15 protein-coding genes and 1 riboswitch are annotated in these 14,641 nt (G+C 26.2%); of the genes, 5 read left to right on the top strand and 10 right to left on the bottom strand.

The genetic code is table 11. From position 1 onward, the window contains the following. Positions 1–87: 87 nt before the first annotated feature. The 4 genes from I2H23_RS04310 to I2H23_RS04325 all read right to left on the bottom strand — a co-directional run bounded on the left by I2H23_RS04310 (position 88) and on the right by I2H23_RS04325 (position 2,845). Complete coding sequence (locus I2H23_RS04310; RefSeq protein WP_195581119.1) at positions 88–633, bottom strand: hypothetical protein; 546 nt, start codon at positions 631–633, stop codon at positions 88–90. Between the two features lie 337 nt (positions 634–970). Next, the gene (locus I2H23_RS04315) at positions 971–1,603 is read right to left on the bottom strand and encodes an ABC-2 transporter permease (protein WP_166505409.1); all 633 of its coding nucleotides are present in this window, start codon (positions 1,601–1,603) and stop codon (positions 971–973) included. A gap of 1 nt (position 1,604) precedes the next feature. After that, positions 1,605–2,459, bottom strand: coding sequence for an ABC transporter ATP-binding protein (locus tag I2H23_RS04320; protein ID WP_195237766.1), 855 nt, complete (start codon positions 2,457–2,459; stop codon positions 1,605–1,607). Positions 2,460–2,470: 11 nt separating this feature from the next. Further along, a complete protein-coding gene (locus I2H23_RS04325) occupies positions 2,471–2,845 on the bottom strand; it encodes a GntR family transcriptional regulator (RefSeq protein ID WP_092925776.1) in 375 nt (124 codons plus the stop codon). A gap of 303 nt (positions 2,846–3,148) precedes the next feature. On the opposite strand from I2H23_RS04325, the gene I2H23_RS04330 reads away from it, so the two are divergent. Continuing rightward, complete coding sequence (locus tag I2H23_RS04330; protein WP_092925774.1) at positions 3,149–4,495, top strand: MATE family efflux transporter; 1,347 nt, start codon at positions 3,149–3,151, stop codon at positions 4,493–4,495. Positions 4,496–4,551: 56 nt separating this feature from the next. Here the strand turns inward: I2H23_RS04330 and I2H23_RS04335 are convergent, their stop codons facing one another. The 3 genes from I2H23_RS04335 to I2H23_RS04345 all read right to left on the bottom strand — a co-directional run bounded on the left by I2H23_RS04335 (position 4,552) and on the right by I2H23_RS04345 (position 6,882). After that, the gene (locus I2H23_RS04335) at positions 4,552–5,244 is read right to left on the bottom strand and encodes a radical SAM protein (protein WP_092925772.1); all 693 of its coding nucleotides are present in this window, start codon (positions 5,242–5,244) and stop codon (positions 4,552–4,554) included. 107 nt (positions 5,245–5,351) lie between these two features. Then, the gene (locus tag I2H23_RS04340) at positions 5,352–5,915 is read right to left on the bottom strand and encodes an ECF transporter S component (protein ID WP_092925770.1); all 564 of its coding nucleotides are present in this window, start codon (positions 5,913–5,915) and stop codon (positions 5,352–5,354) included. Position 5,916: 1 nt separating this feature from the next. After that, positions 5,917–6,882, bottom strand: a complete 966-nt coding sequence (locus I2H23_RS04345; protein ID WP_092925768.1) for a nucleoside hydrolase — start codon at positions 6,880–6,882, stop codon at positions 5,917–5,919. A 98-nt stretch (positions 6,883–6,980) separates the two neighbouring features. Next, a riboswitch (PreQ1 riboswitch) is annotated at positions 6,981–7,024 on the bottom strand. Positions 7,025–7,312: 288 nt separating this feature from the next. Here I2H23_RS04345 and nhaA point away from each other — a divergent pair. Continuing rightward, on the top strand, positions 7,313–8,512 hold the full coding sequence (gene nhaA / locus I2H23_RS04350; RefSeq protein ID WP_243248186.1) for a Na+/H+ antiporter NhaA: 1,200 nt from the start codon (positions 7,313–7,315) through the stop codon (positions 8,510–8,512). A 46-nt stretch (positions 8,513–8,558) separates the two neighbouring features. On the opposite strand, the gene I2H23_RS04355 is transcribed toward nhaA, so the two are convergent. Beyond that, complete coding sequence (locus I2H23_RS04355) at positions 8,559–9,356, bottom strand: HAD family hydrolase (protein WP_092925766.1); 798 nt, start codon at positions 9,354–9,356, stop codon at positions 8,559–8,561. 223 nt (positions 9,357–9,579) lie between these two features. Then, positions 9,580–10,266: a ferric reductase-like transmembrane domain-containing protein gene (locus I2H23_RS04360; protein ID WP_195581120.1), complete on the bottom strand. Its 687-nt coding sequence runs from the start codon at positions 10,264–10,266 to the stop codon at positions 9,580–9,582. Positions 10,267–10,613: 347 nt separating this feature from the next. Here I2H23_RS04360 and I2H23_RS04365 point away from each other — a divergent pair, with 347 nt between their 5' ends. The 3 genes from I2H23_RS04365 to I2H23_RS04375 all read left to right on the top strand — a co-directional run bounded on the left by I2H23_RS04365 (position 10,614) and on the right by I2H23_RS04375 (position 13,318). Then, positions 10,614–12,533, top strand: a complete 1,920-nt coding sequence (locus tag I2H23_RS04365; protein WP_195581121.1) for an OPT family oligopeptide transporter — start codon at positions 10,614–10,616, stop codon at positions 12,531–12,533. Positions 12,534–12,638: 105 nt separating this feature from the next. Beyond that, positions 12,639–12,989 (top strand): PqqD family protein, encoded by a 351-nt coding sequence (locus tag I2H23_RS04370; RefSeq protein WP_092925760.1) that lies wholly within the window; start codon positions 12,639–12,641, stop codon positions 12,987–12,989. Continuing rightward, entirely contained in the window at positions 12,989–13,318 is a 330-nt protein-coding gene (locus I2H23_RS04375; RefSeq protein WP_092925758.1) for a hypothetical protein, read from the top strand. The genes I2H23_RS04370 and I2H23_RS04375 overlap by 1 nt, the downstream gene beginning before the upstream one ends. 124 nt (positions 13,319–13,442) lie before the next feature. Here the strand turns inward: I2H23_RS04375 and I2H23_RS04380 are convergent, their stop codons facing one another. Then, the gene (locus I2H23_RS04380) at positions 13,443–14,627 is read right to left on the bottom strand and encodes an MFS transporter (protein WP_195581122.1); all 1,185 of its coding nucleotides are present in this window, start codon (positions 14,625–14,627) and stop codon (positions 13,443–13,445) included. Between the last annotated feature and the right edge of the window lie 14 nt (positions 14,628–14,641).

Raw genomic sequence — 14,641 nt, forward strand, 5'->3', positions numbered from 1 at the left:
ATATATGCATAATAAAGTATATAAACTGCAACTTAATTAAATCTTAAATAAACCTTAAAACTTTATAAAAATTTATGGTATAGTGAATTATTCTTTTATTATAAATCTTTCTATAAAATTAACGATTACTTTTTCTAAGTCTCCACTATCTTCTACTTCTATTATCCTAGGTGTAGCTAATTCACCTCCATGTTCAAAGTTTACGTTTGATATTACGATTTCTTTGTCTTCATAGTCAAAGTCAAGTGTTAAACCTACTAGGTTATTTAAATCTAGTCTAAAGTCCCCAATGTCTCTTATATTATAATCCTCATACTCATCATCACCATAACTTCTTAAATTATATATCTTTCCATCTAAAAATTCTACCTTATCTAAATCTTCATTAGTCTTACCTATAGCAAAATGGAGTGCATACTCTTCTCCTAACAATAAATTAGCATAATCACTTGCATCATTTATATCTTCATAATCTTCATCAAAAGTTATTACATCCATATAGTCTCTATCTATCAAACATACTCTTGATACATAATCTGGATAATCATATAATAATTCATCACAATTATCCTTATAATAATTTATAAAATTTTCTAATCTAAACTCTTCTGGTTTTATTCTTATAGCTTGCATATTTATGTCCTTTCTATACTAATTCGTCAAATCTTTGTTATGCTAAAAATCAAATTTAATTTAAAATATGTTTGTATATTTTTAATACTTATATAATATATCATACTATTAATTCACTTTGAATATATGTTTTTTTATATGCTCCTTTTTTCTTATTAATCTCAACTATATCTTTCAATAATATAAGAGAATTTGAATAATGGAGCGTTTCTACAAATAATGAATTAATATATACAGTCAACTAAAATATGAAAAAAACTATAATTGTAGTAAATATAATAATATAAAAAGAGCCCTTATTTAGAAATTTAATACAGGCTCTTTTTATTAATTCAAATTATTTGAACTCTTTTTTATCATATATCTTTATGGATATTATCATAGATATTAAAATAGTTAAAATACTTATAATTATTGATACTATTAAAGGATTTATATTATTTATATAGTCTATTATATTTTTTAGCTGTTTTGAAGGATTTTGAAGTATATCTACAATTGGCATTGAACAAAATATTGTAGCTAAAGTTATAGCCATAGTTATGAATTTTCCCTTTATTGCACCATATTTAATCATTGTTGGAATTAACATACTAATAATTAATGTAGATGATAATATTACTGTAGTTAATAGTAAATCTAAATTTATATCAACTTCTATTATATGGTATATAACACTTACTATAAGCATTGATGATATCATTGTTATAATACCAATTACATATCTCGATATAACGTACTCACTTCTTTTTACAGGAATTACTCCTATCAAATTATCTATACCACTTACATCTTCATAAGACATAAGCTGTGGTACACCAACAATTGTAATCATTGAAGATAAAGCACCTATAAATGAAGGATTGATTGCTGATACAAATAACCACATTATAATTATTATACCAACTTGCTTAAGTATTGCTTTAAAATTTATTAAACTCATTTTAGTAAGATTCATTATATTATTCATATTAATACCCCCTAGTATAATACATTAGTATATCTTCTAAATTAACTTTGTCATAAACAACTTCTTCCCCAAATATTTCGTATGCATGTTTTACATTTGATGTTAATCCTTCAAATCCAAATGAATTTTCATTAAATGCTACTAATGCTCTTTTAGTTTCATTGTCTAATAAATTTTTCCCACCTCTTATCATACTATGTCTTTCTAATATGCTATCTTTATCTCCGCTTAGTATTATTTTCCCATCATATATAAATACTAAATAGTCTGAGACTTTATCTAAATCAGATGTTATATGAGTAGAATAAAATACAGTAGCTTCTTCTTTTTCTATATGTTCTTGAAGTATATCTAAAAATTCATTTCTGACTAAAGGGTCTAAATTTGCTGTTGGTTCATCCATTATTATAAGTTTTGGATGATGAGACAGCGCCATTGTTAATTCAAACTTTTTCTGTTGTCCCTTTGAAAGTTTCTTATATATTTTATTTTCATCTAATTTAAATTTTTGTATATATCTTCTATACAATGATTCATCCCAATTCTTATAAAAAAAAGATACTGACTTTTTTATATCCTTAAGTTTAGATTCATTTAAGTAACCAGGAACATCACCAATATAACCTATTAATTCTTTTGTATTTATATCATTTTTTTTATATTCTTTTCCAAATATTTTTATACTACCACTATCTTTAAATATCATATTCATAATTAATTTTATTGTGGTAGTTTTTCCTGATCCATTTGGACCTATAAACCCTGTTATATATCCCTTTTTTATATCTAAATTATCTATACATAAATTAAATGTATCTAAATTTTTCTTCAAATTTCTAATCTCTATTGCATTCATAATATACCTCCTTATATTTCTTCATATATACTTTTAAATATTTCTAGTCCTTCTTCTAATGTTATACCTACTGATTTTACTTGCCTTATAATATCCTCTAATTTATTTTCTATTTCATATAAAGCTATTTCTCTTAATCGATCTGTATTTTTTGTTGATACAAAAGTTCCTCGCCCTGTAACAGTCTCTATAAATCCTTCTTTCTCAAGTTCTTCATAGGCTCTTTTTATGGTTATTATGCTAACCTTTAATTCTTTTGCGAAATTTCTTATAGATGGGAGACCTTCCCCTGGCTTTAATGTTGAGTCTAATATCTGATTTTGTATCTGGCTTTTTATTTGTTCATACAAGGGTATTGTTGATGTATTACTTATATTTATATTCAATTTTACACCTCTCTTCCTTACTTAATATTTAGTGTACATAAAGTGTATATATTATATATATACACTTTATGTACACTTCATGTCAACCTATTTTCAAAATTAATTAAAAAAATATATACTTAATGATTTTTATTTAAATGTAAGTTTTATAGAATTGTTCTGTAACAATAAATTAAATACTATTGTAATATAATAAAAATATAGTATCATTTTTAATAACTTTTTTATAATCTATTGTATATGGTTTTAAATAATGTTAGTATATGCTGATGGATATGTCTTACATAAAAGGGGGGAATGTTTATGACTAAAGATATGACTACTGGTAATCCAGTAAAATTAATTTTATATTTTTCTATACCATTACTTATAGGAAATATTTTTCAACAATTCTATAGTATGGTAGATACAATAATTGTTGGAAGATTTTTAGGTGTTAAAGCTCTAGCAGCTGTTGGATCAACAAGTTCTATGATTTTTTTAATAATAGGATTTATATTAGGCCTTGCATCTGGTTTTTCCGTATTAGTTTCACAAAGGTTTGGAGCAAATGATGAAGAAGGTGTTAAAAAAGCCGTAGGTAGTGCAATTGTACTGTCTGTAATTATGACTATTATAATTACTATTTTAAGTATATTTTTTACTAAACCACTTTTAAATTTAATGAAAACTCCACATGATATAATAGATGAAGCTTATTCATATATAATAATTATATACGGAGGTATATTTGTTACATTTTTCTATAATATAATTGCAAGTATACTTCGTGCACTTGGAGATAGTAAAACTCCTTTATATTTCTTAATTGTTGCATCCATTTTAAATATAATACTAGATTTGATGTTTATAGTTAAATTCTCTATGGGAGTTAAAGGAGCTGCTTATGCTACTGTTATTTCCCAAGGAGTTTCAGGTATACTATGCTTAATTTATACTGCTAAAAAATTTCCTATATTAAGACTTGAAAAAAGACATTTTAGCTTCAACTTAGACTTTTATAAGAAACACTTAAATATAGGAATCCCAATGGCTCTTCAATTTTCAATAACTGCTGTCGGAGCAGTAATACTTCAGGGTGCTGTTAATTCATTTGGATCAACTATTGTTGCTGCATATACTGCTGCTTCTAGGGTTGAACAACTTGTTATGCAGCCAAGTGTAACATTTGGTGTTACTATGGCAACTTATTGTGCTCAAAATCTTGGTGCTAATAATATCGAACGAATTAAAGAGGGAGTTAAAAAGTGTACATTAATAAATATAGCTATTGGTGTTATTGGTGGAATTATACTTATGACACTTGGTGAATATTTTGTTAAGCTATTTGTATCAAATTCAGATCCAAATGTAATATCATACGCTACTAAATATCTAACTACAGTTTCTTTCTTCTTTATACCTCTTAGCTTAATATTTATATACAGAAATGCACTTCAGGGTATGGGATATACTTTCGTGCCTATGATGGCTGGTGTTTACGAATTACTTGCCAGAACTATTGTTGCATTTACATTACCTTTAGCTATTGGTTATACTGGTATTTGTTTAGCAGGTCCTATGGCTTGGCTTGCAGCATCTATACCGTTATTTATTGACTATCATAAAAAAGTTAATAGTATAAATTCTTCAGAGTGTTACTCATCATAAAAATTATAAGACAAATCTACATTTAAAAAGCTAGCTTAAAAATTTAAGCTAGCTTTTTATTCTCCTACTCCAAAATCAGTATTATTATATAATACTTCTATATTAGGATTTTTATCTAGTAAGTCTTTATATTTATCTACAAACCAATTAACTATCTCATCATCTCTTTTAATATCTGATGTATTATTTACAAAAACATTTATAGTAGCATGATCAAAATTATTTAAAACTATATCCATATCTTTATCTATCATTTCTTTTGTCTGACCTTTTATACCTACCATCATGCATGGAGAATCAAAATAAGTTTTAAGTTCTTCTACACTTTTAAATTTAGCATTTTTATTTAGAAAATTATTTCTAAAGTCATAATCAAAACTTTCTACACCTATTTTAAAAGTTATAGGTATTTCAAAATATTCTCTCATATCTTGTATTTTATTTTTATATGACCAATGACTTTCTAAAAATAGTTTTTCAATATTTTTGTCTTTTATTATATCTTTTATTTTATCAAGTGTAGCTTTCGGAAGTTCAAAACAACTTCCTGAGTTTATAACTTCTAAAACTTTGTATTTTCCTGTTATATTTTCAAGTACTTTAAAATTTAATTTATTTATTTCCTCTTCTGATTTTGAGTTATCTAATATATAATCACAGAAACTACATTTTCCCCATACGCATGGAAAACTTTTAAGTAGTACTATTTCTCTTTGGTTTTTATTAGTTATTTCACTATATCTGTCCATTTTTTCTCCTTTATAATAAATTAGGTATTATACATAATATAATACCTAATTTGATATATTCCAATCTATGTTTAATTTAAATTTATAAAAATTAGTTATTATGAATTTTATCTATTTAATAATATTTGTGATTTTACATTTCTAGGAAGTGCATTAACACAACCCCCTATTAATAGTACTGCCACAAATTTATCAGCATAATCTGTAAATATTTGTGTTATAAATACACTTAATACATCTGGAACTCCAATTACACTTAGTACTTGAACAATATATGATGAACCCGATGATGTTATACCTCCAAATAAAAATGCACTTATCATGGCACTTATTATAGATGTTGGTAATGTGAATATAAACACTCCAAGAGGAGTTTTTATACCTTTTAAGAATCCTTTTTTATACATCAAACCAGCTAAATACCCTGTACTTATTTGAACAGGAGCAAAGTATATTGAATATATATCAAAAGTCATTCCACTTACTAAGCTTCCACATAGACCTGTTATTACGGCATATTTAGGTCCAAGTAAACAGGCTATAAATATTGTTCCTATAGAGTCCATATATATAGGAAGTCTTAAAGAATAGGCTATAAATGCTCCTACTACATTTAAAGCTATTCCAAAGCTTATTAAAGTTAAGTTTCTAACGTTTAATTTCTTTTCCATATTATATCACTCCTTTTATAGAGTCTATAATATTACCTTTATCCTTAAATATATTTTTTATAAACATCTTCATAAAAGCTTTTGCATCTACTTCTGTCAGTATATGTGCATTATGTTTCTTTTTATAAAAATCATATGCATCTACTATAGTTTGACCTATGGCTTTTCCTTCTTCTACTATTTCAACGTAAGAATCAAATCCGTTGCATAGATTTCTGTCTATAAAATATGCGACTGCTAATGGATCATTTATTACACAACCTATTATGCCTTCTTGATTCCAATGAAAATCTATATAAAATCTAGTTATTTCTGTTATATATTTAGATACATCTTTATCTAGTTTGTTTATAAATTCAATAATATTTGGTGTTAATACTATTTTTCTAGTTACATCAAGTCCTATCATATGAATTTTTTTAGGTAAGTTTTTATAAACATATTCAGCAGCATGTGGATCTACCCAATAATTAAATTCTGCTACTGGTGAACAGTTCCCATGACTTTTGTAAGTTCCTCCCATGGAAACAAACTCATCTAAGTTATCGAAGGCTTTCTTATCTTTAATTAATGCTTTAGCTATATTGGTAAGCGGACCTAATGCTATAATAGATACGTCTTTATTTCTATTTAAAGTATCTATTATAAAGTCTACTCCACCATGTAAAATTTTAGCATCAACTTCTTCATAAAAATTTTCTCCTATACCATCTTCTCCATGAGTATCTTGTGCTGTTATAAGTTCTTTTTTTAAAGGTAGCTCTTCTCCTATATATACAGGTACATCTAGCGAAGAACACATTTGAAGTGCTTTTAGAGCATTTTTTGCTCCTAAGTTTGCAGGTACATTTCCACTACATACGGTAATCCCTAATACTTCTAATTCTGGTGAATTTAATGCTAGAAGTATTGCTAATGAATCGTCAATTCCTGGATCACAATCAATTATTACTTTTCTTTTTTTCATTTTAATCTCCTCCATAAACATTTAATGGAGAACTATACGCTTTTATTTAGTGCATTAAAAAAGCGTATCTAGGATACGTCTATATACTGCCACTATATAAATCCCTAGTTTTTTATACTTGGAGTTCTCGAACAAGTCCTAGATAACTTTAAACTATCTAGTATTTTTAATATTTATACGGTTTATTATAGTTTTCTGTCTAGTCTTTTGTCTAGTCTTTTTGACTTATCCATGACTAACTGACAAATTTAATTTTACAATAAATAGTTGTATAATTCAACATAAATAAAATTTAATTTTTTATATTTTAGGTTTATATTATTCATGATAATATTGATAACTTAATAATATTATAGACTCATATTTATGTATCACTATTCATAGATTTATTATATGCTTGTTTAAAAATTTAAAGTTAGTTGGTGATATATTGAGATTATTAAGAACCTATAAAAAGTCTTTAAAATTAGAAGTACTAACAAGTTTACTTTTAATTTTAGCTACTATGTGTGCTCTTTTTATGTACAATACTCCTTTAAGAAGTATTTATGAGTTTATATTTAAAGATATTTGTATAGTAAATAATTTTTCATTTCATATGTTTGTAAATGATTTTTTAATGGCTATTTTTTTTCTAGTAGCAGGTCTTGAGATAAAACACGAAATACTTTATGGAAATTTATGCTCTTTTAAAAAGGCATCTTTTCCAGTTATAGCTTCTATCGGCGGTGTTATTGTTCCCGCAGCTATATTTATATATTTAAATAAAAACACTGCTTTTTTAAGTGGATTTTGTATACCTATATCTACAGACATAGCCTTTGCAGTAGGTATATTTTTACTATTTTCTAAAAAACTTAATCCATCACTTAAAGTATTTTTACTTTCCCTAGCAGTCGTGGATGATTTGATTTCTATACTAGCTATAGGTGTAGTTTACTCATTGGATATAAATTTAATCTATTTATCTATAGCACTTTCAATTGTACTTTTGCTTATTATAGCAAATAAAGTATTTAATATTTACAGCATATATTATTACCTTGTATCTGGTTTGTTTTTGTGGTATTTCATTTATTTAAGTGGAGTTCACTGTACAATAAGTGGGATATTATTAGCTCTCACAATTCCTTCACGTAATAATAATGGATACAATACCTTAGAACAACTTCAAAGGATTTTAGTTCCTTTTAATAGTTTATTTATAATACCACTTTTCGCATTTGCTAATACAGGTATTTCTATTACTTCCAGTATAGGTACTTCTGATACGAATTCTTTAGTCTATGGTATAATTTTAGGACTTTGTTTAGGGAAACCTTTAGGAATAGTGCTTTTTAGTTTTATTGGTTGTACTTTTAGAATTTCTGAAAAGCCTTCTAGTATAAGTTGGTTGTCTGTATTTTTGGTATCATTAATTGCAGGTGTTGGTTTTACAATGTCTATCTTTGTATCTGAAGTTGCATTTATAAATAATATGATTTTAATTGATATTTCAAAAAGAGCTATATTGATATCTTCTTGTATATCCATATTATCTAGTATAGCTGTAATAAGCTTTTTTGATATTAGATTTAAACTTATGCTTAAAAACAAAAGCTCCTTAGTAAATAAATATTACATATCATAATAAAAGGTGTTATCTCTATTATTTGCTGAGATAACACCTTTTTTATTTACAATTTAGCCTTTTCATTAACTAAAGCCACTTCTTTTATGGCTTCAACTACTCCGTTGTCATCATTAGATTTAGCTATGAATCTTGCATTAGACTTTACTTTATCTTTAGCATTCTCCATTGCAAAACTATAATATGCAGATGCCATCATTTCTAAATCATTCATATTATCGCCAAATACCATAGTTTCATCATATTTTATATTAAATTTATTTTTAATTATTTCTATTCCATTTTTCTTATTTCCACCATATCTACATATATCAATAGAAAATCTCCCAGATATAGTTACCATAAACTCATTATTTAAAATTTTAAGTTTCTCGCGATTTTTATTAATATCACTTGGTTTTCCAAAAACCGTAACTTTTATAATATTATCCTTTATTTTCATAATATCTTTAGTATATTTTATATTAAGCCCCCATAGAATCCCTATGAACTTAGCAACTTTACTTTCGCTGTATATAATATCTTTTCCACAATAAAGTGTATTGTGCTTAAAAAATTTTCTTACAACTATTGCTATATTTTTTAACTTATCTTTTTGTATATAGTTCTCAAAAATAACTTTACCTTTATATTCTATATAGTTTCCATTGTTTGCTGCAAATACAATATCTTCATCTATATCTTTAAATACTTTCTTTAGAGAAAATATATCTCTTCCACTTATCGCTGTAAATATTATATTATCTTCTTTTAATTGTTTTAATATCGTATAAAATTCGTTGTTTATCTTTTTCTTTGAATTTAATAAGGTTCCATCCATATCAGATGCAATTAATTTTATCATCTGTACCTCCTAAAATTTCTAATCCTTATAATTTAACATAAAATCTACCTATGTATAAATCATATACCCCTATTAACTTTTTTAAAACTAAAAATACTTCCTAGTAAACATACTAGAAAGTATTATAATACATATTTTTTTGAACTTTTTAATAATCTATCTAATAATAACTTATAAAAAATACTTAACATCTATTATTACTTTAATTTTATTTGAAAAGTATCTATTTTTTTAATAAAATTTTATTATTTTTTAAGGCCTTTATCAATTTCAATACAAAGTATCCAATAAATAATATACTATATATACTTAATTTTAATATATCAACTTTATCATCATTTAAAATTGAAAGTACTATATGTACATAAACTAATACATAAAATGGATAAGCCCATCTTTGTAACTTTTTCCACTCTAAATACTGCATTTTAACTCTTACTTTTTTGAGAGACGTTATAAACAATGGAATCATTATTATAAATGCTATTAAACCAACAATTAAATATATAATATAAAGTGTAGTTATAGGCTTATAATTAAGTAATTTCACTATAAAACGTACTAAATACATTATACAATGAGGAAATATTAGTATAGATCCTAAAATCGAAGCCTCTGCTCTTATTCCTAACAATTTTTTCGTTATTTTCCACCTTGGGTTAAGTGCTCCTGCAAACATTACTAATATAAAAAATGCTATTGAAAAATTCCCCTTCATAGATGCTTTTTCAAATTCACCTATAAATCCTTGTAATTTTATATCTGAGGTTAATCTAAACATTTCATAAATTACTGTTGATGTGGCTATTATTGAAGCTATTAAATAAAATAACCTCGAATGTTTTCTTATGCTAGATGTAAAAATTAGCGCTAAAGCCACTATAAAAATTAATGAATAAACTAATCGCATATTAATTCTCCTTTTCATTTCATATTGATAATCATTATTATATTTTAGCATTAATACCTTGTCAATAATTTTAATTAGAATTCTTATAAAATAGCATGTGGAAAAATTTAGGAATCATCAAATTGTAATATTTCTTTAGGTTTTAACTACTTAAATTTAATCTATATAGTTTTAATTTTATTCATATAAATTTTCTAAATGTATATACTCTACTATAGATATCTTTTCCTAATCCCAACCTTACTTATGATAAAAGTATTGCATAACATATTTATAAATTTATATGAATTATAAAAAATTAATATTAAAATGAGTTATTAATGTATGGCTCAAAAGGGGGAATATTTATGGATAATCAAAACAATTTTAAGCCATTTATTCCTGCTAATAAAATAGTTCCTGAGTTTACTGTTACATCAATAGTTCTTGGGGGCTTATTAGCTGTAATATTTGGTGCTGCAAATGCTTATCTAGGTCTTAGAGTTGGTATGACAGTTAGTGCATCAATCCCTGCTGCTGTTATATCAATGGGAGTTTTAAGGGTTATATTGAAAAGAGATTCTATACTAGAAAATAATATAGTGCAAACAATAGGTTCAGCTGGAGAATCTTTGGCCGCTGGTGCTATATTTACATTACCTGCTATGTTTATATGGATGAAAGATTGGGGACTTGGAAGTCCAAGCTTAATTAAAATTGCAATCATAGCTTTATGTGGTGGTATACTTGGAGTATTATTTATGATACCTCTAAGAAAAGCACTTATTGTAAAAGAACATGGTGTATTACCTTATCCAGAAGGTACTGCTTGTGCAGAAGTTTTACTTGCTGGAGAAGAAGGTGGATCTAAAGCATCTATAGTATTTGCTGGTCTTGGTATAGCTGGTTTATACAAATTTATAGGTGATGGTTTAAAACTATTCCCAACAGAAATTGAATGGGAAATACCTGGGTATCATAATGGAGCCTTTGGTATAGACGTATTACCTGCATTACTTGGAGTTGGATATATATGTGGATTTAAGATATCTGGATATATGTTTGCTGGTGCTATAGTTGGTTGGATAGCATTAATTCCACTAATATCATTATTTGGTGCCAATATGACACTTTATCCTGCTACAGTTCCTATAACTGAACTAGGATTTTGGGATATATGGGATAATTACATAAGATATATTGGTGCAGGAGCTGTTGCTTGTGGAGGTATTATTAGTTTAATAAAATCACTGCCTCTTATAATAGATACATTTAGAAAAGCTATGAAGGATTATTCTAATTTAGATAAATCTGAAAGTTCACTTAGAACTGATCAAGATATGTCTATGAAGGTTGTTTTATTTGGATCTTTATTAGTAGTTATAGCCATATGGCTAGTTCCTTCTATTCCAGTTAATTTAGTTGGAGCACTTTTAGTTGCTGTATTTGGTTTCTTCTTTGCAACAGTATCTTCAAGACTTGTTGGTATAGTTGGAAGTAGTAATAACCCAGTTTCTGGTATGGCTATTGCTACACTTTTAATAAGTACTATAGTATTAAAATCAACAGGACTTGTTGGCCAAGATGGTATGATGGGTGCTATAGCTATAGGTTCTGTAATATGTATTATAGCTGCAATTGCTGGAGATGCTTCTCAGGACTTAAAAACAGGTTATATTGTTGGTGCAACTCCTAAGAAACAACAATATGGAGAGCTTATAGGTGTATTAATTTCTGCTATAACTATAGGTGCAGTATTATACTTACTAAATGCAGCTTGGGGATTTGGTTCAAAAGAAATACCAGCACCACAAGCTACTCTTATGAAACTAGTTGTTGAAGGTGTTATGGAGGGAAATCTTCCTTGGACTTTAATATTTGCTGGTGCAGGAATAGCTGTTGCTGTTGAAATAATAGGAATACCTGTACTACCATTTGCAGTTGGACTATATCTTCCAATACATTTAAGTGCTGGCGTAATGGTTGGTGGTATTATTAGATTATTCTTTGAAAAGAGAAAGAAAGTATCTGAAGATGATAGAAAAGAACAAATTGATAGAGGTATATTATATACTTCAGGTCTAATAGCAGGTGAAGGTCTAATTGGGGTATTACTTGCTATATTTGCAATAATAAATGTTGGAGAATCAACACTTGCTGATACTATAAACCTTTCTACTTCTGTTAATTTAAGTCAAATAGGTTCTATTATAGCATTTATCATACTAATAATTACACTATTTAAGTTTACTATCTCCTATAAAGATAAAAGGAGTAAAACATCATAGAATATAAAAAATCTATAAACATATACTTAAGTAGGAGAAATTTTCTCCTACTTATTTCTTTAATTATAAATAAGTTGCTTATTCTAAATTTGTAGGAGTGGTATTATGAAAAAAAATGATAAAAATTACTTAGACTTTATTCCTATCAAAAACTCAAAAATAACTTGGTCTGAGGATAACTTTGGGATAGTTACATTAGAAATCACGAGAAAAGGATTATTTGATAAGATTGCTCAAAATTTATTTAAAGTCCCAAAAAGTAGTTCCATAAAGTTAGACAAACTAGGAAGCTGTGTATGGAAAAATATAGATGGTGAAAGTTCTATATACGATATATCTAAATATGTTAAAGCTTCATTTGGAAAAGACTGTGAGCCATTATATGAAAGATTGATTACATATTTTACTATACTTAAAGATAATAAATTTATTTCTTTAAAAAAGGATGGTAGATAATGGATATTATTATATACATATTATTATTTGCAATTGCAACAATAATTATTTATACTTGGGGAATTATAAAAGAAAGAAATAAACCTAATGATTTACTAGACTTACTTTATAATAAATCTTACAAAGCTGTTATGAAAGCTTTTAAAACTAAAAATACTTTATCTAAAAAAGATATTGAAAATGAAATTTTAAATCTAAAAGCATCTTTATTTTACTCTAAAGACAAGTTAGTTATAAAAGATCCTTCTCATATATCTAAAATACTTATTGGAAAAATGCTTAAAGATGGTGTTATAGAAAAAACTACTAACGGATATAGCTTAAAATAGTTAAAACTATATTTGATTTAAAATTATATTCTGAAAAATATTTTTAATTTAACTAAAAAATGAGCTATTTAAAATAGCTCATTTTTATATGTATAACTCTAATTTACTTTTAAACACTAACCTATTATTTTAATAATCCTTTGTTAACCCCTTTATAAAGTATTATAAAACTTATTAAAAATGATATACTTGCTACTAAAAAGGCAACTACTATAGATGAATATTTCATAATAATTCCTGATATAAGAGTCCCTCCCATTATACCTAATGTCATAAGTGTTGATGTTAATCCATTTATTTTACCTAAATATTCTTGGTCTGTGACTTTAGTTATAAGCGCCATTACATATCCACTAAGTATTCCACCAAGTATATTATCTATAAATTGAAGGCTCATAGTAAATACTGGGTTTATTGAATATCCTTCAAAAAATACTGTTATAGCAAACACTCCTATAAGACTATATAATATTTTCATATTCATATATTTAGATATGACTAAATATAGTCCACCCCCAACTATTACTCCCACTCCTGCTATCCCTGAAAAGAACTGATAAAACTCTTTGCTAAGGCCTAACCTCTCCGTTACTAAGAATATATCTAGGTTATTAGCTATTCCCATAGCAAAGGCTACTATTAAAAATATTTTAGATAACAACTTTAGTATCTCTTTTTCATTTAAATATTTAAAAGTTAACTTAATATCTTCACGTATACCGCTACTCTCTATTTTTTCAAAACTCTTATTAGGTAATGTTAATAATAATAAAATGGATACTAAAAACAATCCTGATAATATTATTAATGTTTTACCTATTCCAAAATTAAAGTAAAAGTAAGATCCTATAAATGGTCCTATAACAAAAAATCCAGAGCTTAAAAGTTGATTTATTCCAACTGCATTTTCTATATATTCTTCATCTATATATTCCTTAAAATATTTTTGTGATGCAGGATATGAAAATTGTGTAACACTAGCAGAAACTAATACTGCTAAAAATATAGCTATTATATATCCTTTAGATATCGCTAAGCCTAGTATTATAAATGATATAAAACTAAATAAATCTCCACATATCATTAGTTTTTTAGGATTATACTTATCAGCTATTATTCCTCCTATAAAAGTAAGTAAAAACATTGGTAAAAACTCTATAAAATTAAGTGATGATATTGCTAATGGATCACTATTTGTTATATCCATTATAAAAAACATTATAGCTATATTTCTTATCCATATAGCCATTTGCTGTATTATATCTGTTATAAGTATTGTTAAAAATACTTTATTTTTAATTAGATTCAAAATATATACCTCCT

The sequence above is a fragment of the Romboutsia sp. BSD2780061687b_171204_C1 genome, assembly GCF_015560225.1.
GTDB lineage: Bacteria > Bacillota > Clostridia > Peptostreptococcales > Peptostreptococcaceae > Romboutsia_C > Romboutsia_C hominis.